Annotated in this window: 21 protein-coding genes and 1 tRNA gene; all 22 read left to right on the top strand. The window is 61.8% G+C overall.

The annotated features are described in order from the left end of the window. Positions 1 to 11: 11 nt before the first annotated feature. The 22 genes from PSV26_RS15040 to PSV26_RS14935 all read left to right on the top strand — a co-directional run bounded on the left by PSV26_RS15040 (position 12) and on the right by PSV26_RS14935 (position 21,608). Complete coding sequence (locus PSV26_RS15040; RefSeq protein ID WP_300571870.1) at positions 12 to 1,202, top strand: pyridoxal phosphate-dependent aminotransferase; 1,191 nt, start codon at positions 12 to 14, stop codon at positions 1,200 to 1,202. A 148-nt stretch (positions 1,203 to 1,350) separates the two neighbouring features. Beyond that, on the top strand, positions 1,351 to 1,617 hold the full coding sequence (rpsO, locus tag PSV26_RS15035; RefSeq protein ID WP_300518408.1) for a 30S ribosomal protein S15: 267 nt from the start codon (positions 1,351 to 1,353) through the stop codon (positions 1,615 to 1,617). A 261-nt stretch (positions 1,618 to 1,878) separates the two neighbouring features. Continuing rightward, entirely contained in the window at positions 1,879 to 3,996 is a 2,118-nt protein-coding gene (gene pnp, locus PSV26_RS15030; RefSeq protein ID WP_300518411.1) for a polyribonucleotide nucleotidyltransferase, read from the top strand. A 71-nt stretch (positions 3,997 to 4,067) separates the two neighbouring features. Beyond that, the gene (locus PSV26_RS15025) at positions 4,068 to 5,069 is read left to right on the top strand and encodes an NAD(P)H-quinone oxidoreductase (protein WP_300571868.1); all 1,002 of its coding nucleotides are present in this window, start codon (positions 4,068 to 4,070) and stop codon (positions 5,067 to 5,069) included. Then, a complete protein-coding gene (tpiA, locus tag PSV26_RS15020; protein ID WP_300571866.1) occupies positions 5,066 to 5,824 on the top strand; it encodes a triose-phosphate isomerase in 759 nt (252 codons plus the stop codon). Before PSV26_RS15025 ends, tpiA begins: the two co-directional genes overlap by 4 nt. A gap of 33 nt (positions 5,825 to 5,857) precedes the next feature. Further along, positions 5,858 to 6,268, top strand: coding sequence for a preprotein translocase subunit SecG (gene secG / locus PSV26_RS15015; RefSeq protein WP_300518419.1), 411 nt, complete (start codon positions 5,858 to 5,860; stop codon positions 6,266 to 6,268). A 115-nt stretch (positions 6,269 to 6,383) separates the two neighbouring features. Continuing rightward, positions 6,384 to 6,468: transfer RNA gene (locus PSV26_RS15010), tRNA-Leu, on the top strand. A gap of 97 nt (positions 6,469 to 6,565) precedes the next feature. Further along, positions 6,566 to 6,925, top strand: coding sequence for an NADH-quinone oxidoreductase subunit A (locus PSV26_RS15005; protein ID WP_293594538.1), 360 nt, complete (start codon positions 6,566 to 6,568; stop codon positions 6,923 to 6,925). A 49-nt stretch (positions 6,926 to 6,974) separates the two neighbouring features. Then, complete coding sequence (locus PSV26_RS15000) at positions 6,975 to 7,454, top strand: NADH-quinone oxidoreductase subunit B family protein (protein ID WP_096665943.1); 480 nt, start codon at positions 6,975 to 6,977, stop codon at positions 7,452 to 7,454. Then, a complete protein-coding gene (locus PSV26_RS14995; RefSeq protein ID WP_300571864.1) occupies positions 7,454 to 8,065 on the top strand; it encodes an NADH-quinone oxidoreductase subunit C in 612 nt (203 codons plus the stop codon). Before PSV26_RS15000 ends, PSV26_RS14995 begins: the two co-directional genes overlap by 1 nt. A 21-nt stretch (positions 8,066 to 8,086) precedes the next feature. Then, on the top strand, positions 8,087 to 9,340 hold the full coding sequence (locus PSV26_RS14990) for an NADH-quinone oxidoreductase subunit D (RefSeq protein ID WP_300518423.1): 1,254 nt from the start codon (positions 8,087 to 8,089) through the stop codon (positions 9,338 to 9,340). Between the two features lie 6 nt (positions 9,341 to 9,346). Continuing rightward, positions 9,347 to 9,868, top strand: coding sequence for an NADH-quinone oxidoreductase subunit NuoE (gene nuoE / locus PSV26_RS14985; RefSeq protein ID WP_300571862.1), 522 nt, complete (start codon positions 9,347 to 9,349; stop codon positions 9,866 to 9,868). Between the two features lie 2 nt (positions 9,869 to 9,870). Beyond that, positions 9,871 to 11,223 (top strand): NADH-quinone oxidoreductase subunit NuoF, encoded by a 1,353-nt coding sequence (nuoF, locus tag PSV26_RS14980; protein ID WP_300518428.1) that lies wholly within the window; start codon positions 9,871 to 9,873, stop codon positions 11,221 to 11,223. 27 nt (positions 11,224 to 11,250) lie between these two features. Then, the gene (gene nuoG / locus PSV26_RS14975; RefSeq protein ID WP_300571860.1) at positions 11,251 to 13,392 is read left to right on the top strand and encodes an NADH-quinone oxidoreductase subunit NuoG; all 2,142 of its coding nucleotides are present in this window, start codon (positions 11,251 to 11,253) and stop codon (positions 13,390 to 13,392) included. After that, entirely contained in the window at positions 13,389 to 14,468 is a 1,080-nt protein-coding gene (gene nuoH, locus PSV26_RS14970; protein ID WP_300518434.1) for an NADH-quinone oxidoreductase subunit NuoH, read from the top strand. Before nuoG ends, nuoH begins: the two co-directional genes overlap by 4 nt. A gap of 133 nt (positions 14,469 to 14,601) precedes the next feature. Further along, complete coding sequence (gene nuoI, locus PSV26_RS14965; protein WP_300518437.1) at positions 14,602 to 15,099, top strand: NADH-quinone oxidoreductase subunit NuoI; 498 nt, start codon at positions 14,602 to 14,604, stop codon at positions 15,097 to 15,099. A 41-nt stretch (positions 15,100 to 15,140) separates the two neighbouring features. Next, positions 15,141 to 15,785, top strand: a complete 645-nt coding sequence (locus PSV26_RS14960) for an NADH-quinone oxidoreductase subunit J (protein ID WP_300571858.1) — start codon at positions 15,141 to 15,143, stop codon at positions 15,783 to 15,785. Then, positions 15,782 to 16,090, top strand: a complete 309-nt coding sequence (nuoK, locus tag PSV26_RS14955; RefSeq protein ID WP_300518442.1) for an NADH-quinone oxidoreductase subunit NuoK — start codon at positions 15,782 to 15,784, stop codon at positions 16,088 to 16,090. Before PSV26_RS14960 ends, nuoK begins: the two co-directional genes overlap by 4 nt. 144 nt (positions 16,091 to 16,234) lie before the next feature. Further along, positions 16,235 to 18,280, top strand: a complete 2,046-nt coding sequence (nuoL, locus tag PSV26_RS14950) for an NADH-quinone oxidoreductase subunit L (protein WP_300518444.1) — start codon at positions 16,235 to 16,237, stop codon at positions 18,278 to 18,280. Between the two features lie 31 nt (positions 18,281 to 18,311). After that, positions 18,312 to 19,787, top strand: a complete 1,476-nt coding sequence (locus PSV26_RS14945) for an NADH-quinone oxidoreductase subunit M (RefSeq protein WP_300518447.1) — start codon at positions 18,312 to 18,314, stop codon at positions 19,785 to 19,787. A gap of 22 nt (positions 19,788 to 19,809) precedes the next feature. Next, positions 19,810 to 21,312: an NADH-quinone oxidoreductase subunit NuoN gene (gene nuoN, locus PSV26_RS14940; protein WP_300571856.1), complete on the top strand. Its 1,503-nt coding sequence runs from the start codon at positions 19,810 to 19,812 to the stop codon at positions 21,310 to 21,312. Beyond that, the gene (locus PSV26_RS14935) at positions 21,309 to 21,608 is read left to right on the top strand and encodes a DUF2818 family protein (protein WP_300518451.1); all 300 of its coding nucleotides are present in this window, start codon (positions 21,309 to 21,311) and stop codon (positions 21,606 to 21,608) included. The genes nuoN and PSV26_RS14935 overlap by 4 nt, the downstream gene beginning before the upstream one ends. The last annotated feature ends 1 nt before the right edge of the window (position 21,609 follow it).

The raw sequence follows: 21,609 nt of genomic DNA, 5'->3' as shown, positions 1-21,609 counted from the left end.
GAAAGACACGCATGAGACAAGCCGTTCTAGACCTTGAAGAATCAATGATCCGTCAGGTGGCCAATGCCGGCATGGGGCGCAGCGATGTGCTCAAGTTCTGGTTTGGTGAAAGTGACGAGGTCACCCCCGCCTTCATCCGCGACGCCGCCATCGCCTCGCTGCAAGAGGGCGAGACTTTTTACGCGCACAACCTGGGCCTGCCGGAGCTGCGCGAAGCGATTGCGCGTTACGCCACGGGCTTGCGCTGCCCCGGCGCGGCAGCGATTGATGCGGACCGGATTGCCGTCACCTCGGGCGGCGTGAACGCGCTGATGCTGGCGATGCAGGCGCTGATCGATGCCGGCGATGAAGTGGTGGCGGTCACGCCGGTCTGGCCCAACCTGACCGCGCAGCCGCTGATCATGGGTGCCAGGCTTCGCTGCGTGAGCCTGCGGCCGGTGGCCGGCCAGTGGCAACTCGACATGGACGAGTTGCTGGCCGCGATCACACCGCAGACCAGGCTCCTGATCGTCAATGCACCGAACAACCCGACCGGCTGGACCCTGAGCCGCGCCGAGCAGGAAGCCCTGCTTGTGCACTGCCGCCGCACCGGCACCTGGATTCTGGCCGACGAGGTGTACGAGCGGCTTTATTACGAGCCTGCCGAGAACGGCTGCGCGCCGAGCTTCCTGGACATCGCGGCCCCGGACGACCGGCTGGTGGTCGTGCACAGTTTTTCCAAGAGCTTTTTGATGACCGGCTGGCGTTTGGGTTGGCTGGTGATGCCGCCCGGCATGACGCCGCACATGGGCAAGCTGGTGGAGTTCAATACCTCGTGCGCCCCGGTGTTCGTCCAGCGGGCCGCCCTGGTGGCGCTGGCAAGGACCGATGACGTCACGCCGCAGCTGGTGGCGCACCTGAAAACCTGCCGCGACACGCTGGTGCCGCTGCTGCAGGCGCTGCCGGGCGTGGAAGTGGCCCCGGCCCGGGGCGGCATGTATGCATTTTTCCGGCTGTCGGACCAGACGCGCTTCGGTGATTCGCTGGCCACTGCCAAACGCCTGGTGGTGGAGGCTGGGCTCGGGCTGGCTCCCGGCAATGCCTTCATGGTCAATCCGGCGCCCGAGGCCCAGGGCTGGCTGCGCTGGTGTTTTGCGAGCCGGGACGTCGCCAGGCTGGGGCAGGGCGTGGAGCGCCTGGCCCGCTGGCTGCCGGGCGCCTGAGCGGGCCCGGAGACTGGGCTATAATCCAAGGCTCTGCCCAAAGGCGTGCTTTTCATTCATGAAGCAGCACCTTGCAGAACACGGCGGCCACGGTCAACTCCCACGTCGGGAACACTGTACCGCTCGCAAGTCATTTCAAGGAAAACCCATGATCGCGAAATCCATCAAGGCCGACATCGTTCAGGCCAACGCACGCGCCGCCGGCGACACCGGCAGCCCTGAAGTTCAAGTGGCCCTGCTGACCGGCCGCATCAATGAACTGATGCCCCATTTCAAGACCCACGCCAAGGACCACCACGGTCGCCGTGGCCTGCTGCGCATGGTGAGCCGCCGTCGCAAGCTGCTGGACTACCTGAAGTCCAGGGACGCGGCCCGTTATGTTGCACTGATCGCGAAACTTGGCCTGCGCAAATAAGCGGTAAACCCAACAGAAAGCGCCTGAGTTAGTTCACTAGCTCAGGCGTTTTGCACTTTAAATAGCGGAAAAAAACAATTTCAGAAGCGCCATCGGCGCCGATGATTGACTTCGGAGCAAGGCAAAACGATCACGCGCTGTGTCATTCCACAAGAAAAGACCTGTTGTCGCAGGCATTTTGTGGAATGGCATCGTGTTCTGCCAGCCACCCCTCCGGGCTCCTGCACTGCCTCAAGTGCTTGAAACTAGTGGAGATAAACCATGAGCATTTTCAACAAAGTCACCAAATCCTTCCAGTGGGGCCAGCACAAGGTCACGATGGAAACCGGCGAAGTCGCACGCCAGTCCGGCGGCGCCGTGCTGCTGGATATGGATGGCACTGTGGTGCTGGCCACCGTGGTCGCCAAGGCTGACGCCAAGCCGGGCCAGGACTTTTTCCCCCTGACCGTTGACTACCTTGAAAAAACCTATGCCGCCGGCCGTATTCCGGGCAGCTTTTTCAAGCGTGAAGGCCGTCCCAGCGAGTTCGAGACGCTGACCTCGCGTCTGATCGATCGCCCGATCCGTCCGCTGTTTCCTGAAAGTTTCTTCAACGAAGTGCAGGTCGTGATCCATGTGCTGTCGCTCAATCCTGAAATCGAAGGCGACATTCCTGCGCTGATCGCTTCCAGCGCCGCGCTGGCCATTTCCGGCATTCCGTTCAACGGCCCGATCGGCGCGGCCCGCGTGGCCTACATCGACGGCCAGTACGTGCTGAACCCCGGCAAGACCCAGCTGAAGGACTCCAGCATGGACCTGGTCGTGGCTGGTACCGAGGCCGCCGTGCTGATGGTCGAGTCCGAAGCCAAACAACTGTCCGAAGAAATCATGCTCGGCGCCATCGTGTTTGGCCATGAGCAGGGCAACATCGCCATCAACGCCATCCACGAACTCGTTCGTGATGCCGGCAAGCCGGTCTGGGACTGGCGCGCGCCTGCCAAGGACGAAGTGCTGATTGCCAAGGTGGTTGCGCTAGCCGAAGAAAAGCTGGTGGCTGCCTACCAGATCCGCAACAAGCAGGCCCGCACCCACGCCACCCGTGAAGTGACCACCTGGACCAAGATGGGCCTGAAAGCCGAAGGCGTCGAATTCGACGGCGTGGCTGTAGACGGCATGCTGTTCGACATCGAAGCCAAAATCGTGCGCAGCCAGATCCTGGCCGGCGACCCGCGTATCGACGGCCGCGACACGCGCACCGTGCGCCCCATCGAAATCCGCAACAGCGTGTTGCCTCGCACCCACGGCTCGGCCCTGTTCACGCGCGGCGAGACCCAGGCACTGGTGATCACCACGCTGGGCACCGAGCGCGATGCACAGCGCATCGATGCCTTGTCGGGCGACTACGAAGACCGCTTCATGCTGCACTACAACATGCCTCCGTTCGCCACCGGCGAAACCGGCCGTGTGGGCAGCCCGAAACGACGCGAAATCGGTCACGGCCGCCTGGCCAAGCGCGCGCTGATCGCCGTGCTGCCGACCAAGGAAGAATTCCCGTACACCATGCGTGTGGTCAGCGAGATCACCGAGTCCAACGGCTCCTCGTCGATGGCATCCGTCTGCGGCGGCTGCCTGTCGCTGATGGACGCCGGCGTGCCGATGAAAGCCCACGTGGCCGGCATCGCCATGGGCCTGATCAAGGAAGACAACCGTTTTGCCGTGCTGACCGACATCCTGGGTGACGAAGATCACCTGGGCGACATGGACTTCAAGGTGGCCGGTACCACCGCCGGCATCACCGCGCTGCAGATGGACATCAAGATCCAGGGCATCACGAAAGAAATCATGCAGGTCGCGCTGGCCCAGGCCAAGGAAGCCCGCATGCACATCCTGGGCAAGATGCAGGAAGCCATGGGCGAAGCCAAGACCGAGGTTTCTGACTTCGCACCGCGCCTGTATGTCATGAAGATCAACCCCGAGAAAATCCGTGACGTGATCGGCAAGGGCGGCGCCGTCATCCGCGCGCTGACCGAAGAAACCGGCACGCAGATCAATATCGAGGAAGACGGCACCATCACCATTGCGTCGAACGACAGCGCCAAGGCCGACGAAGCCAAGCGCCGCATCGCCGAGATCACCGCCGAAGTCGAAATCGGCAAGGTCTATGAAGGCGCGATCACCAAGATCCTCGACTTCGGTGCGCTGGTCAACCTGCTGCCCGGCAAGGACGGCCTGCTGCATATCAGCCAGATCGCTCACGAGCGTGTCGAGCGTGTGAGCGACTACCTGAGCGAAGGCCAGATCGTCAAGGTCAAGGTTCTGGAAACCGACGAAAAAGGCCGCGTCAAGCTGTCCATGAAGGCGCTGCTGGATCGTCCGGCCCAGGGTCAGGATCAGGGCTGATCTGCTATTGATTTTGTAGCTGCTTGCGCACGTCCGGCGTGGGCTGCAGCCACAAATGATCTGAGAAATCCATGAAAGCAGTCGAAATCACCACTTTTGGGGCGCCTGAGGTTCTGCGCCTGGGCGAACGGCCCGAACCGGTTGCGGGTAGCGGCGAATTGCTGATCCGTGTTGCTGCGTCGGGCGTGAACCGCCCCGATGTCCTGCAGCGCACCGGCAACTACCCGGTGCCGCCCGGGGCGTCGGATATTCCGGGGTTGGAAGTCGCCGGCGTGGTCGTGGGCGGCGACGCCGCGGCCATGGCGCAGGCCGGCCTGAAGGTCGGTGATCGGGTCTGCGCACTCGTCGCTGGCGGCGGTTATGCCGAGTTGTGTGTTGCACCGGTGGGTCAGTGCCTGCCCGTGCCGCACGGCTTCAGCGATGTCGAGGCGGCGTCCTTGCCCGAAACCTTTTTCACGGTCTGGAGCAATGTCTTCGACCGGGCGCGTCTGCAGAAGGGCGAGACCCTGCTGATCCAGGGCGGCTCCAGCGGCATCGGCGTGACGGCTATCCAGATGGCCAAGGCGCTGGGCGCCACGGTGCTGGTCACGGCCGGCAGCGACGACAAGTGCGCCGCCTGTCTGGCCCTCGGTGCCGACCACGCGATCAACTACAAGACCAGTGACTTCGCGGAAGAAGTGAAGAAGCTCACGAACGGGAAGGGCGTCAACGTCATTCTGGACATGGTGGCCGGCAGCTACGTGGCGCGTGAGGTCGAGTGCCTCGCCGAAGACGGCCGTCTGGTGATCATTGCCGTGCAGGGCGGCCTCAAGGCCGAGTTCAATGCCGGTCTCGTGCTGCGCAAGCGCCTGACCATCACCGGTTCGACCCTGCGGCCGCGTTCGATCGAGTTCAAGGCCGCGATTGCCGCGGCCCTGCGGGACAAGGTCTGGCCGCTGATTGCCAGTGGTGCAATCAAGCCCGTGATCCACAGCACCTTTGCCGCGGCCGATGCCGCCCAGGCCCATGCGCTGATGGAGTCCAACCAGCACATCGGCAAAATCGTCCTGACCTGGCAGGCGCCCGCAACATGAAAAAACTCATCGCAGGAAACTGGAAGATGAACGGCAGCCTGGCTGCCAACGAAGCCTTGCTGCAGGCGCTGGCGGCCGGTTTGCCGGCGCAGCCGGCGTGTGCGGTGGCGGTGTGTGTCCCGGCGCCGTTTCTGGCGCAGTTCCAGGCGCTGGCCCAGGCCTTGCCGGCATTGGCTGCCATTGATCTGGGGGCGCAGGACGTCTCGGCCAAGGCCTCCGGGGCCTACACCGGTGAAGTCAGCGCGTCCATGCTGAAGGACTTCGGCTGCCGTTACGCCATCGTTGGCCATTCGGAGCGCCGCCAATACCACTTTGAGACCGATGCGCTGGTGGCCGAGAAGGCACAGCAGGCGCTGGCCGTGGGCATCACGCCGATTGTCTGTGTCGGCGAGACGCTGGCTGAACGCGAAGCAGGGCAGACCGAGAGCGTCGTCAAACGCCAGCTGGCAGCGGTGATTCATGCCAACGGCCATTGCATCAGCGAGATCGTCGTGGCCTATGAACCCGTCTGGGCGATAGGCACCGGCAGGACCGCGACGCCCGAGCAGGCGCAGGCCGTGCATGCAGTGCTCAGGGCTCAGCTCAAGGCGGCGACGGACCAGTCCGCGCGCGTGAAAATCCTGTACGGCGGAAGCATGAATGCGGCCAATGCCGCAACGCTGCTGAGCCAGCCTGACATCGACGGCGGCTTGATCGGCGGCGCGTCGCTCAAGGCCCCCGATTTTTTGACGATTATTGCTGCAGCCGCCGTTTGACGGTCGGCGCATGCTATTTAATTAGGAGTAAACATGAACGTTTTGTTAACCATTGTCCTGGCGGTCCAGATGCTCACCGCGCTGGGCATGATCGGCCTGATCCTCGTGCAGCACGGCAAGGGTGCCGACATGGGCGCGGCTTTTGGCAGCGGCGGTTCCGGCAGCCTGTTTGGCGCCAGCGGCAGTGCCAACTTCCTGTCGCGCACGACGGCCGTACTGGCGGCCGTGTTTTTTGCGTGTACCCTGTTGCTGGCCTACTTCGGCAACGCGCGCCCGCAGACCGGCACCAGCGTGCTGGAAGGTGCAGCCATCACCGCGCCAGCGCCGGTTCCTTCGGGCGCCGGTCAGATCCCCGGCACGGCAAGCCCTGCACCGACAGCCGGTGCAGTGGCGGTGCCGCCTGCGCCAGCAGCTTCTGGCGCAGGTCAGATCCCGACGAAATAGCAGGACAAAGGTGCCGTTCTCCTCAGGGAACGGTACAAATTCAGGGTAAACTCTGAGACTGACCGGAAAGCCAAAAACCGCAAGGTTCCTCATGCAATCCGGACAGATAAAAACCGCGGACGTGGTGAAATTGGTAGACACGCTATCTTGAGGGGGTAGTGGCGAAAGCTGTGCGAGTTCGAGTCTCGCCGTCCGCACCACCTACGGGCACTGGTCAGTACTGCACAGGCAGGGCTCAGGGCCTTGAACGGCAAAACCGGCATTGAGCACAAGCGGCTTGCAGAAGTTGAATCGACGATGAACCTCGACCAATACCTCCCCGTCCTGTTGTTTATCCTGGTGGGCGTGGCTGTCGGCGTGGTGCCCCAGGTGCTGGGCCGTCTGCTCGGTCCGAACAAGCCGGACAGCGAAAAAAACTCCCCCTATGAATGCGGCTTCGAGGCGTTTGAAGATGCCCGCATGAAGTTCGATGTGCGTTATTACCTCGTCGCCATCCTGTTCATTCTTTTCGACCTCGAAATCGCATTCCTGTTTCCGTGGGCCGTGGCGCTCAAGGAAATCGGACCGGTCGGTTTCTGGTCCATGATGATTTTCCTCGGCATTCTGGTCGTCGGTTTTGCCTACGAGTGGAAAAAAGGCGCCCTGGACTGGGAATAGCTCACCAAGACTCAGCGGCTGCCCGCGCAGCCGCCACAAAGGGACGGGTATGTCACTAGAAGGTGTTTTCAATGAAGGCTTCATGACCACGAGTTACGACTCGGTGGTCAACTGGGCCAAGACCGGGTCGCTCTGGCCCATGACCTTTGGCCTGGCCTGCTGCGCCGTCGAGATGATGCACGCCGGCGCCGCGCGTTACGACATCGACCGCTTTGGCATGTTGTTCCGTCCCAGCCCGCGCCAGTCCGACCTGATGATTGTGGCCGGCACGCTGTGCAACAAGATGGGGCCGGCGCTGCGCAAGGTTTACGACCAGATGTCGGAGCCGCGCTGGGTGCTGTCCATGGGGTCGTGCGCCAACGGCGGCGGTTATTACCACTACAGTTATTCAGTCGTGCGCGGCTGTGATCGCATTGTGCCGGTCGATGTTTATGTACCGGGCTGCCCGCCAACGGCCGAAGCGCTGCTCTACGGCATCATCCAGTTGCAGCAGAAGATCCGCCGCACCAACACCATTGCGAGGGCTTGATGGGTCCTCTGCATCCTGCTACTGCTGAACAACTCGCAGTTACTGTTGCTGCCGCCCTCGGTGAAAAAGCCGGGCGCGTGAGCGTTGCGCTGGGCGAACTGACGGTCGTTGTGGCCGCGCCCGACTATGCAGCCGCTGCGATGATCCTGCGCGACGCCCCGGGCTGCCAGTTCGAACAGCTGATCGACCTGTGCGGCATTGACTACTCTGAATACGCTGATGGCCGCTACGACGGCCGCCGCTTCTGTGTGGCGACGCACCTGCTGTCGGTCAGCCTGAACCAGCGCGTGCGGCTCAAGGTTTTCTGCGACGACGACGATTTCCCGGTGGTGGCATCGCTCACCGAGGTGTGGAATTCTGCCAACTGGTTCGAGCGCGAGGCGTTCGACCTGTTCGGCATCATCTTTGAAGGTCACAACGACCTGCGCCGCATCCTGACCGACTACGGCTTCATCGGCCATCCTTTCCGCAAGGACTTCCCGACCACCGGCCATGTCGAGATGCGTTACGACCCCGAGCAGAAACGTGTGATTTACCAGCCGGTGACGATCGAGCCGCGAGAAACCACCCCCCGCGTGATCCGTGAAGACAACTACGGCGGACTGCAGTAAGCAGCGAGCAAGAGATATCCCATGGCTGAAATCAAAAACTACACGCTCAATTTTGGGCCGCAGCATCCTGCCGCCCACGGTGTGCTGCGCCTCGTCCTCGAACTCGACGGCGAGGTGATCCAGCGCGCCGACCCGCACATCGGCCTGCTGCACCGTGCCACTGAGAAACTCGCCGAGAGCAAGACCTACATCCAGTCGCTGCCCTACATGGACCGCCTCGACTACGTGTCGATGATGTCCAACGAGCATGCCTACTGCCTGGCCATCGAGAAACTCATCGGTGTGGACGTGCCGGTGCGCGCGCAGTACATCCGCGTGATGTTCTCCGAGATCACACGCCTGCTCAACCACCTGCTCTGGCTGGGCGCCCACGGTTTCGACTGCGGCGCGATGAACATCCTGATTTACTGCTTCCGCGAGCGCGAGGCGCTGTTCGATATGTACGAGGCCGTCTCCGGTGCGCGCATGCATGCGGCCTATTTCCGGCCGGGCGGTGTTTACCGCGACCTGCCCGAGACCATGTCCCAGTACAAGGTCAGCAAGATCAAGAACGCCAAGGCCATCGAGGCGCTCAACGAAAATCGCCAGGGTTCCCTGCTGGACTTCATTGAGGACTTCGCCAACAAGTTTCCGGGTTACGTGGATGAGTACGAAACCCTGCTGACCGACAACCGGATATGGAAGCAGCGCACGGTCGGCATCGGCGTGGTCTCACCCGAGCGCGCGCTGAACCTGGGCTTCACCGGCCCGATGCTCAGGGGCTCCGGTTTTGCCTGGGACCTGCGCAAGCAGCAGCCGTACGACGTCTACGCCCAGATGGACTTCGACGTCCCCGTCGGCAAAACCGGCGACTGTTATGACCGTTACCTGGTCCGCATCGAGGAGATGCGCCAGTCCAACCGCATCATCAAGCAGTGTGTCGACTGGCTGCGCGTGAACCCCGGCCCGGTGATCACCAGCAACCACAAGGTGGCTCCCCCCGACCGCGAGTCCATGAAGTCCAACATGGAAGAGCTGATTCACCATTTCAAGCTCTTCACCGAAGGTTTCCACGTGCCCGAAGGCGAAGCCTATGCCGCGGTCGAGCATCCAAAGGGCGAGTTCGGCATCTACATCGTCAGTGACGGGGCCAACAAGCCGTACCGCCTGAAGATCCGTCCTCCGGGTTTTTCGCACCTGGCGGCCATGGACGAAATGTCGCGAGGCCACATGATTGCCGATGCGGTCGCCGTCATTGGCACGATGGACATTGTGTTTGGCGAAATTGACCGCTGAAGAACCATGACTTCTGAATCCAACCCCACCCGCACGTCTGCGCTGTTAGCACAGGCCCTCGACCGTTTTTCCCGCGAGGTCGCCAAGTACCCGGCCGACCAGAAGCAGTCGGCCGTCATGGCCTGCCTGGCCATCGTGCAGGAAGAGCAGGGCTACGTGAGCGCGGAGAGCGAAAAGCTGGTCGCCGCCTACCTCGGCATGGCACCGATTGCCGTGCATGAGGTCACGACCTTCTACAACATGTACAACCAGAAGCCGGTAGGCAAGTACAAGATCAACGTCTGTACCAACCTGCCGTGCCAGCTGCGCGAGGGCGCCCAGGCGCTGGCCTATCTCGAGCACAAACTGGGTGTGACCATGGGTGGCACGACGGAAGATGGTCTGTTCACCCTGCAGCAGTCCGAGTGTCTGGGCGCCTGCGCCGACTCGCCGGTCATGCTGGTTAACGATCTGCACATGTGCAGCTTCATGAGCAACGACAAGCTCGACCAGCTGATCGATGGCCTTAAATCTGCCGAGGCAAAGTAACCATGTCAGCTTCCAGTATCCTTTCCCAGTTCGAGGCCACCGGCGTCCAGACCTCGTTCCACGGCCGCCATATCGACCCGCAAATCATGGCGGGCCTCGATGGTGCCAACTGGCGCCTGAAAGACTACGAAGCGCGCGGCGGCTATCAGGCCCTGCGCAGGATTCTGGGCAAGGACGGCGGCGAAGGCCTGACGCAAGACCAGGTGATCGCCGAGGTCAAGGGCAGCGGCCTGCGCGGCCGTGGCGGCGCGGGTTTCCCGACCGGCCTGAAATGGAGTTTCATGCCGCGCCAGTTTCCAGGCCAGAAATACCTGGTCTGCAACTCGGACGAAGGTGAGCCGGGCACGGCCAAAGACCGCGACATCATGCAGTACAACCCGCACATCGTGATCGAAGGCATGGCGATTGCCGCCTATGCGATGGGCATCAGCGTGGGCTACAACTACATCCACGGCGAGATTTTCACCACTTACAGGCGGTTTGAAGAGGCGCTGGAAGAAGCGCGCGCCGCCGGTCTGCTGGGCGACAACATCCTGGGCAGCAACTACAGCTTCGAGCTGCATGCCGCCCATGGATTCGGCGCCTACATCTGCGGCGAGGAAACCGCCTTGCTGGAATCGCTGGAGGGCAAAAAAGGCCAGCCGCGGTTCAAGCCGCCGTTTCCCGCGAGTTTTGGCCTGTATGGCAAGCCAACCACCATCAACAACACGGAAACCTTTGCGGCCGTGCCCTGGATCATCCGAAACGGGGGCCAGGCCTATCTGGACTGCGGCAAACCCAACAACGGCGGCACCAAGATTTTCACCATCAGTGGTGACGTCGAACGCCCGGGCAACTACGAAATCCCGATGGGCACGCCGTTTGCCAAACTGCTCGAGCTCGCGGGCGGCATGCGCGGCGGGCGCAAGCTCAAGGCGGTGATTCCCGGGGGCTCGTCGATGCCGGTGCTGCCGGCCGACATCATGATGGCCACCGACATGGACTACGACTCGATTGCCAAGGCCGGCTCCATGCTCGGCTCCGGCGCGGTGATCGTGATGGACGAGACCCGCTGCATGGTCAAGAGCCTGCTGCGCCTGTCCTACTTCTACATGCACGAAAGCTGTGGCCAGTGCACCCCTTGCCGCGAGGGTACGGGCTGGCTCTGGCGCATGGTGGACCGTATCGAACACGGCCACGGCCGCGAGAGCGACCTGGACATGCTCAATTCGATCTCCGACAACATCCAGGGTCGCACCATTTGCGCGCTCGGCGACGCCGCGGCCATGCCGGTGCGCGCCATGATCAAGCATTTTCGCGCAGAGTTCGAACACCACATCACCCACAAGACCTGCCTGGTCCCGGTTTACGCATAACAGCGCCTCCCTCAAAGCAATATCACCATGGTTGAAATCCAACTCGACGGTCAGAAAGTGGAAGTGCTCGAAGGCAGCACGGTGATGCATGCAGCCGAAAAAGCCGGTACCTACATTCCCCATTTCTGCTACCACAAGAAGCTCAGCATTGCGGCCAACTGCCGCATGTGCCTGGTCGATGTGGAAAAGGCGCCCAAGCCGATGCCAGCCTGCGCCACGCCCGTGACGCAGGGCATGATCGTGCACACCAAGAGCGAAAAAGCCATCAAGGCCCAGAAGGGCGTGATGGAGTTCCTGCTGATCAACCACCCGCTCGATTGCCCGATCTGCGACCAGGGGGGCGAATGCCAACTGCAGGATCTGGCGGTCGGCTACGGCAGCAGCGGTTCGCGCTACGAGGAAGAAAAGCGCGTGGTTTTCCACAAGGACGTGGGCCCGCTGATCTCGATGGAAGAGATGAGCCGCTGCATCCACTGCACGCGCTGCGTGCGTTTTGGCCAGGAAGTCGCCGGCGTGATGGAACTCGGCATGTCGAACCGCGGCGAACACGCCGAGATCGAGACTTTTGTCGGCATGTCGGTGGACTCCGAACTGTCGGGCAACATGATCGATATCTGCCCGGTCGGCGCGCTGACCAGCAAGCCTTTCCGGTACAGCGCCCGTACCTGGGAGCTGTCTCGCCGCAAGTCGGTCAGCCCGCACGATTCGACCGGTGCCAACCTGATTGTCCAGGTCAAGAACAACCGGGTCATGCGTGTCGTGCCGCTCGAAAACGAAGACGTCAACGAATGCTGGATTGCCGACCGTGACCGTTTCTCGTACGAAGCCCTGAACAGCGACGAGCGCCTGACCACGCCCATGCTCAAGCAGGGCGGACAGTGGAAGGCTGTGGACTGGCAGACCGCGCTCGAATATGTCGCCAACGGGCTCAAGCAGATCAAGGCGGACCACGGTGCCGACAGCGTGGGCACTCTGGCCAGCCCGCACAGCACGCTCGAAGAACTGTTCCTGGCGGCCTCGCTGATGCGCGGCCTGGGCAGCGACAACATCGATTACCGCCTGCGCCATGCTGAATTTTCGCCATCGCCCGCCGTGCGCTGGCTGGGCACCTCGATCGCCTCACTGTCGAACCTGCAGCGTGTGCTGGTCGTGGGTTCCAATCTGCGCAAGGACCACCCGCTGTTTGCACAGCGGATTCGGCAGTCTGTCCGCAAAGGCTGTGCGCTGAGTGCTATCAATTCCGAAGCGGAACTGACCTCGGCCGGCGCCTGGGCCATGCCGGTGGCCCATGCTGTCCTGGCCGAGCCGGGGGCCTGGGCGCAGGCCCTGGCCGATGTGGCCGCGGCGATTGCAGCGGACAAGGGTATGGCGGCGCCTGCCGCCGGTCAGGCCACGGACGCTGCCAAAGCGGTGGCCAAGTCTTTGCAGGGCGGCGAGCGCAAGGCCATCCTGCTGGGCAACGCCGCCGCGCACCACGCCAACGCCGCCAGTCTCCTGGGCCTGGCCAACTGGATCGGCGAGCAGACCGGTGCCAGCGTCGGTTACCTCACGGAAGCGGCCAACACCGTGGGCGCCCAGCTCGCGGGGGCGTTCCCGGCGGGCAACGGTCTGGACGCCGGCCAGATGCTGGCGGGCAAGCTCAAGGCAGTCATTTTGCTCAACAACGAGCCGGAGTTCGATTCGGCGACCGGCGCTTCGGCCAGGGCCGCACTGGGCGGCGCGCACATGGTGGTGACGCTGAGCCCCTTCAAGGCGAACATGGATTTCAGCGACGTGTTGCTGCCGATTGCACCGTTCACTGAAACACCCGGCACCTTCGTCAACGCCGAAGGCCGCTTGCAGAGTTTTCACGCCGTGGTCAAACCGCTCGGTGAAACACGCCCCGCCTGGAAGGTGCTGCGCGTATTGGCCAACCTGCTCGGCCTGTCCGGCTTTGACTTTGAGTCCGCGCAGGATGTGCTGCGGCAAATTCCCGGCGCCGACGGCGCGATGGTGCCCGCGCAGCGGCTTGGCAATGCGACGCAGGCGGCGGTGAAGCTCGCGGCGGCTGGCGCGGCGCCTGTTGTCGCCAGTATTTACCAGCTCGACAGCCTGGTCCGGCGCGCCACCTCGCTGCAGCTGACGGCCGATGCGCGCCAGGCCGCGCACGAAGAAGGAGCCACCGCATGATTGACACCATTTTCGGCTTTGGCCAGGGGTTGATGGGCGGCATCTGGCCCGGCACGATCTGGCCGGTGCTCTGGGCCCTGATCAAGATTGTCGTGGTGCTGGTGCCGCTGATGCTTTGCGTGGCCTACCTCACGCTGTGGGAGCGCAAGGCGATCGGTTTTACCCAGATCCGACTGGGCCCGAACCGCGTCGGCCCCTTTGGCCTGTTGCAGCCGATTGCCGATGCGCTCAAGCTGCTGACCAAGGAGATCATCATCCCGACGGCGGCCAGCAAGGGACTGTTTGTGCTTGGCCCCATCATGACCATCATGCCGGCGCTGGCGGCCTGGGCGGTGGTGCCTTTCGGTCCCGACGTGGCACTGGCCAACATCAACGCCGGCCTGCTGTTCCTGATGGCCATCACCTCGCTCGAGGTGTACGGCGTCATCATCGCCGGCTGGGCGTCGAATTCCAAATACGCTTTCCTGGGCGCCATGCGGGCGTCGGCGCAGATGGTCAGCTACGAAATCGCCATGGGTTTTTGCCTGGTGGTGGTGCTGATGGTGTCGGCCAGCCTGAACATGACCGACATCGTGATGGGCCAGTCCGTCGGCATGGCGGCCAGCAAGGGCCTGAACTTCCTGTCCTGGAACTGGCTGCCGCTGCTGCCGATTTTTGTGGTGTTTTTCATTGCCGGCCTGGCCGAAACCAACCGTCACCCGTTTGACGTGGTCGAGGGCGAGTCCGAAATTGTGGCTGGCCATATGGTCGAGTACTCGGGCATGGCCTTTGCCATGTTCTTCCTGGCCGAATACGCCAACATGATTCTGGTGTCCATCCTGACCGTGATCCTGTTCCTCGGCGGCTGGCTGTCGCCTATCGACAGCGCGCTCTTCAACTGGGTGCCGGGCTGGATCTGGCTGGGCTTGAAGACCTTTGTGGTCGTCACCCTGTTCCTGTGGGTGCGCGCCACCTTCCCGCGCTTCCGTTATGACCAGATCATGCGTCTGGGCTGGAAGATCTTCATTCCTGTCACCCTCGTATGGCTGGTGGTTATCGGTGCCTGGATGCAGACCCCGTACAGCCTCTGGAAATGAATATGAGCCCCCACGTTCGCTCACTTCGTGTAGCTCTCTGCCCCCCGAGGGGACGCGTTTTTCCTAGGGGCGGCCCGTCGGAAAAACCTGGCCCCCACGTTCGCTCACTTAGCCCAGCTCTCAGGACATCATCATGAGTGCAGTTGCCTCCGTCAAAGACTTCGTATCCAGCTTCATGCTGACCGAGCTGTTCAAGGGCATGGCCCTGACCGGCAAGTACATGTTCAAGCGCAAGATCACGGTCCAGTTTCCGGAAGAAAAAACGCCGCTGAGCCCGCGTTTCCGCGGCCTGCATGCGCTGCGCCGTTATGAAAACGGCGAAGAGCGTTGCATTGCCTGCAAGCTGTGCGAGGCTGTCTGCCCGGCCATGGCCATCACGATCGAATCGGACGTGCGCGAAGACGGCAGCCGCCGCACCTCGCGTTACGACATCGACCTGACCAAGTGCATCTTCTGCGGCTTCTGCGAGGAAAGCTGTCCGGTGGACTCCATCGTCGAGACCCACATCTTCGAATACCACGGCGAAAAACGCGGTGACCTGTATTTCACCAAGGACATGCTGCTGGCTGTGGGTGACCGTTACGAAAAAGAAATCGCTGCCAACCGCGCCGCGGATGCCAAGTACCGCTGACACCGCCTCACGGCTGTTGGCTCAAGAAAGATTCGCAGAACATGGACGCTAAAACAGGTCTCTTTTATCTCTTCGCCCTGGTGCTGCTGTTTGCCGCATTCCGGGTGATCACGGCGCGCAATCCCGTGCATGCCGCCCTGTACCTGGTGCTGGCCTTCTTCCAGGCGTCTGCCCTGTGGATTCTGCTCAAGGCCGAATTCCTGGCCATCACGCTGGTGCTGGTGTATGTCGGCGCCGTCATGGTGCTTTTCCTCTTTGTCGTGATGATGCTGGACATCAACATGGAAGGGGTGCGCAAGGGGTTCTGGAAACATTTCCCGCTGGCTGCCAGCGTGGGTGCGTTGATCACGCTGGAGATGTCTGCCGTGCTGATGGGCGGTTTCCGCCTGAGCGAGGCGCCGAAGTCTGCGGTGCAGGCAGGGCAGGTCATCGCGCAGTATTCGAACACCAAAGAGATCGGCAAGGTGCTGTATTCAGAGTACCTGTATCCGCTTGAAATCGCGGCAGTCATTCTGCTGGTGGCCATCATTGCTGCTATTGCTCTGACCCTGCGCGCGCGCAAGGATTCCAAGAACACCAACCCGGCCGACCAGATCCGCGTCAAGCGCGGCGATCGCGTCAGTCTGGTCAAGATGAAGGCAACGCAGGCGGCACCCGTGGTTGCTGCACCGGAGGAAAAGGCATGATGCTCTCGCTCGGACACTTCCTGACACTGGGCGCGATGCTGTTTGCGCTGTCGGTCATTGGCATTTTCCTGAACCGGAAGAACCTGATCATCATTTTGATGGCGATCGAGCTCATGCTGCTGGCTGTCAACATGAACTTTGTGGCCTTCTCGTACTACCTCAACGACCTCGCAGGCCAGGTGTTCGTGTTTTTCATCCTGACCGTCGCGGCCGCCGAATCGGCCATCGGACTGGCCATTCTCGTTCTGCTGTTCCGCAACAAGGCCAGCATCAACGTGGACGAACTCAACACGCTCAAGGGATGAAGATGACGCTCCCCCCCGAAACGGCCGTCGGCCGTCTCCCCCTCAAGGGGGCGCCGCTGACGGCCCGGCACAGCCGGTTCCGTGGCGGCCTTGGCATGGTTTCCTTGTTTGCCTGCGCAACTCGCCTGGCGAAAGTACTCTGATATGGCATCCACCCTCAACGCTTCAACCCTGCTGGCTGTTCCTCTGGCACCCCTGGCTGGCGCCTTGCTGGCCGGCATTTTCGGCACCACCTTCGGGGGCAACTGGATAGGCCGGCGCCTGTCGCACACGCTGACCATCGTCGGCGTGCTGGTGGCCTTCATCGTCTCGGCCATGACACTCAAGAGTGTCGCGATCGACGGTGCGCGTTTCAATGAAACGCTTTACACCTGGATGGTCGTTGGCGGCCTGAAGATGGAAATCGGCTTCCTCGTGGACGGCCTGACGGCCATGATGATGTGTGTCGTGACCTTTGTCTCGCTGATGGTGCACATCTACACCATCGGCTACATGGAAGAAGACGAAGGCTACAACCGCTTCTTCGCCTACATCTCGCTGTTCACCTTCTCCATGCTGATGCTGGTGATGAGCAACAACCTGCTGCAGCTGTTCTTCGGCTGGGAGGCCGTGGGCCTGGTGTCTTACCTCCTGATCGGATTCTGGTTCAACAAGCCGACCGCCATCTTCGCCAACATGAAGGCCTTCCTGGTCAACCGCGTCGGCGATTTCGGGTTCATCCTCGGCATCGGCCTGCTGGCAGCCTATGCCGGCACGCTCAATTACTCCGAGGTGTTCGCCAAGTCGGGCGACATCGCCAAGCTCGGGTTCCCTGGCACCGACTGGATGCTGATCACCGTGATCTGCATCTGCCTGTTCATCGGTGCCATGGGCAAGTCGGCCCAGTTCCCGCTGCATGTCTGGCTGCCGGATTCCATGGAAGGCCCGACGCCGATTTCCGCGCTGATCCACGCCGCCACCATGGTCACGGCCGGCATCTTCATGGTGGCCCGCATGTCGCCGCTGTTCGAGCTGAGCGATACCGCGCTGAGCTTCATCATGGTGATAGGCGCCATCACGGCGCTGTTCATGGGTTTTCTGGGCATCATCCAGAACGACATCAAGCGCGTGGTGGCCTATTCCACCCTGTCGCAACTCGGCTACATGACGGTGGCGCTGGGCGCCTCGGCCTACTCGGTGGCCGTCTTCCACCTGATGACCCACGCCTTTTTCAAGGCGCTGCTGTTCCTGGCGGCGGGCTCCGTCATCATGGGTGTGCACCACAACCAGGACATTCGCTGGATGGGCGGGTTGCGCAAGTACATGCCCATCACCTGGATCACCGCGCTGCTTGGTTCGCTGGCCCTGATCGGTACGCCGCTGTTTGCCGGTTTCTACTCCAAGGACAGCATCATCGAGGCAGTGCATGCAAGCCATTTGCCCGGCGCGGGGTTTGCCTATTTTGCGGTGCTCGCCGGCGTGTTCGTGACGGCCTTTTATTCCTTCCGCATGTATTTCCTGGTGTTCCACGGCAAGGAACGGTTTGACCAGAACCCCGATGCGCACCATGACGGCCACCATGGTGATGACGCGCATCACGGATCGCACGCACCGCACGAGTCGCCCTGGGTGGTGACCGCACCGCTGGTTCTACTCGCCATCCCTTCTGTGGTGATCGGTTTCATGAGCATTGACGCCATGCTGTTTGGCGACTTCCTGAAAGACGCCATCATCGTCAACGCCGAGAAGCACCCGGCCATGGCCGAACTCGCGGAAATGTTCCATGGCCCGGCGCAAATGGCCCTGCATGGACTCAAGACCGCACCGTTCTGGCTGGCACTTGCCGGTGTGGCCATGGCGTATTACATGTACATGGTCAACCCGGCCCTGCCGGCGGCCATCAAGCGCCGTGTCGAGCCCCTTTACACGCTGCTCGAGAACAAGTACTACATGGACTGGTTCAATGAGAACGTTCTTGCACGTGGTGCACGCGCCCTGGGCGTTGGCCTGTGGAAGGGCGGCGATGAGAAGCTGATCGACGGCGCGCTGGTCAACGGCTCCTGGAAGCTGGTCGGCTGGGTCTCGGGTGTGGTGCGCAAGGTGCAGACCGGCTACATCTACCACTACGCGCTGGCCATGATCGTCGGTATCTTCATCCTGGTCAGCTATTTCTCGACCTGGCCCCTGATCAAGAACCTGCTCGGCAAATAAGCGTAACCAGCGTACTAGGAGAAGAATAAAAATGGGATTGTTGAGCCTTGCCATCTGGACGCCGATCTTTTTCGGCGTCATCCTGCTGGCCCTCGGACGTGACGATCAGGCGCGCAGCGTGCGCTGGATCGCCCTGATCGGTGCCGTCGTCAGTTTCCTTGTGACCCTTCCCCTCTACGGCGGTTTCGAAATCGGAACCTCGGCCATGCAGTTTGTCGAGAAGGGCTCGTGGATTGAGCGTTTCAACGTCAACTACCACCTTGGCGTGGACGGCATCTCCCTGTGGTTTGTGTTGCTGACGGCTTTCATCAACGTCGTGGTTGTCATTGCCAGCTGGGAGTCGATCACCACCCGCGTCAACCAGTACATGGCCGCCTTCCTGATCCTCAGCGGCCTGATGATTGGTGTGTTCGCAGCGCTCGACGGCATGCTGTTTTACGTGTTCTTTGAAGCCACGCTGATCCCGATGTATCTGATCATCGGCGTCTGGGGTGGGCCAAGGAAGATTTACGCCGCCTTCAAGTTTTTTCTGTACACGCTGCTTGGCTCATTGCTCATGTTGATCGCGCTGATCTTCCTGTACGTCAAATCGGGTGGCAGTTTTGACCTCGCTGTCTGGTACAAGCTGCCTTTGGGCGCCACCGCGCAGACCTTGCTGTTCTTCGCTTTCCTGGCGGCGTTTGCCGTGAAGGTGCCGATGTGGCCGGTTCACACCTGGTTGCCCGACGTGCACGTCGAGGCACCTACCGGCGGCTCGGCGGTGCTGGCAGCCATCATGCTCAAGCTTGGCGCTTATGGTTTCCTGCGGTTTTCGCTGCCGATTGCGCCCGACGCTGCGCGTGAATGGGCTGGCCTCATGATTGCCCTGTCGCTGATCGCCGTGATTTACGTCGGCCTGGTGGCCATGGTCCAGCGGGACATGAAAAAGCTGGTGGCATATTCGTCGGTGGCGCACATGGGTTTTGTCACTCTGGGTTTTTTCATCTTCAACGACATTGGCGTGTCCGGTGGCATTGTGCAGATGATTGCGCACGGCTTTGTCTCCGCCGCCATGTTCCTGTGTATTGGCGTGTTGTACGACCGCGTGCATTCGCGCGAGATCGCCAGCTACGGCGGCGTGGTCAACACCATGCCCAAGTTCACGGCCTTTGCGCTGCTGTTTGCGATGGCCAACTGCGGGCTGCCCGCCACGGCCGGATTTGTCGGCGAATGGATGGTGATCCTGGGCGCGGTCAAGTTCAACTTCTGGATTGGCGCGGCGGCGGCGTCGGCGCTGATTTTCGGCGCGGCCTACACCCTGTGGATGTTCAAGCGCGTCTACCTTGGACCGGTCGCCAACGACGACGTCAAAGGCCTGTCCGACATCAACAGCCGCGAATTCCTGATGCTGGCCCTGCTCGCCATTGCCGTGTTGTTCATGGGTGTCTATCCCAAGCCCTTCACCGATGTGATGGACAGCTCGGTCATCGACCTGCTCAAACACGTCGCGGCTTCCAAACTGCAATAAGCAACCCTTTCAAAGAATCCAGATGATTGACAAACTCAGTTGGCTATCGGTGTACCCGGAAATCGTGCTCCTGGTCATGGCCTGCGTGATCGCGCTGGTCGACCTCGGTGTGAAAAGCCCGCAGCGTACCCTGACATATGTGCTGACCCTGCTGACGCTGGCTGCCGTGGCTGCACTGGAGGCCGTTTACGCCGTCAAGGGCAACACGTTTTACGGCTTCGGCAACATGGTGGTGAGCGACCCCATGGGCAACTGGCTCAAGTGTTTCGCCTCGATCGCGATGATGGTCACCCTGGTGTATGGCCGTGGATATGCGGCAGACCGCGACATGCTGCGCGGCGGCGAGCTGTTCACGCTGGGCCTGTTTGCGCTGCTCGGCATTTTCGTGATGGTCTCCGGCAACAACTTCCTGGTGCTCTACATGGGCCTGGAACTGATGACGCTCTCCAGCTACGCCCTGGTGGCGCTGCGCCGCGACAATGCAACGGCGACCGAGGCCGCGATGAAATACTTTGTACTCAGTGCCATGGCCTCGGGCTTCCTGCTTTACGGCCTGTCCATGATGTACGGGGCCACCGGCTCGCTGGACGTCAATGAGGTTTACCGGGCCATTGCCAGCCGCCAGGTAAACCACCAGGTGCTGGTGTTCGGCCTGGTGTTCATCGTGGCGGGCCTGGCTTTCAAGCTCGGTGCCGTGCCGTTTCACATGTGGCTGCCCGACGTGTACCAGGGAGCGCCCACGGCCATCACGCTGCTGATTGGTGCGGCACCGCAGTTTGCCGCCTTTGCCATCTGCATCCGCCTGCTGGTGCAGGGCCTGCTGCCGCTGGCCATCGACTGGCAGCAGATGCTGGCGCTGATGGCAATCGGTTCGCTGCTGGTGGGAAATCTCGCGGCGGTGGCACAGACCAACCTCAAGCGCATGCTGGCGTTCTCCACCATCTCGCAAATGGGTTTCCTGCTGCTGGCGCTGCTGGCCGCTGTGGTTCCCGGCAGGCCGCTCAATGCCGAGTACGCCTACGGCGCGGCCATGTTCTACGTTGTCACCTATGTGCTGACCACACTCGCGGTGTTCGGCATCATCCTGCTGCTCGCGCGCGCTGGCCACGAGTCCGAGGAAATCGCCGACCTGGCCGGGCTGAATCAGCGCAGTCCCCTGTTTGCCGGCGTCATGGCCATCAGCATGTTCTCGCTGGCCGGTGTGCCGCCTGTGGTTGGTTTCTACGCCAAACTCGGGGTGCTGCAGGCGCTGGTGGCGTCGCAGCAGACCAGCTACATCGTGCTGGCGGTGTTTGCGGTGTTGATGTCGCTGGTGGGCGCCTTTTATTACCTGCGTGTCGTCAAGGTGATGTATTTTGATGCGCCCAACGTCGGCATGCCCACGGCCATCGTGGCCTCGGCCGATGCCCGCGTGGTGCTGTCGGTCAACGGCGCGCTGGTGCTGCTGCTGGGCGTCATGCCCGGCGGCCTGATGACGCTTTGCCAGCAGGCGATTGCCAGCGTTGTGAAGTCCCTCGGGGCATGAACCAGACTGTCTCGGTATGGCTGGTGGTGGCGCTGGCGCTGCTGGCCGCCAACCTGCCTTTCATCAGCAACCGCGTGCTGCTGGTGTACCGGCTGAAGAACCCCAAGAACCTGGCGGTGCGTTTTGGCGAGATGGTGTTCTGGTACTTCGCGGTGGGTGGTATCGCGCTGCTGCTGGAACAGCGCGCCGGACAGATTGCGCCGCAAGGCTGGGAGTTCTACGCGATCACTGCCACCCTGTTCATCACCTTTGCCTTTCCGGGCTTCGTGTTTCGTTACCTGTTCAAACATCGTTGAA

It is taken from the genome of Polaromonas sp. (assembly GCF_029945685.1).
Classification (GTDB): Bacteria; Pseudomonadota; Gammaproteobacteria; order Burkholderiales; family Burkholderiaceae_C; genus Polaromonas.
The sequence above is the reverse complement of the archived record's forward strand: the minus strand, read 5'-3'. Positions and strand labels throughout refer to the sequence as shown.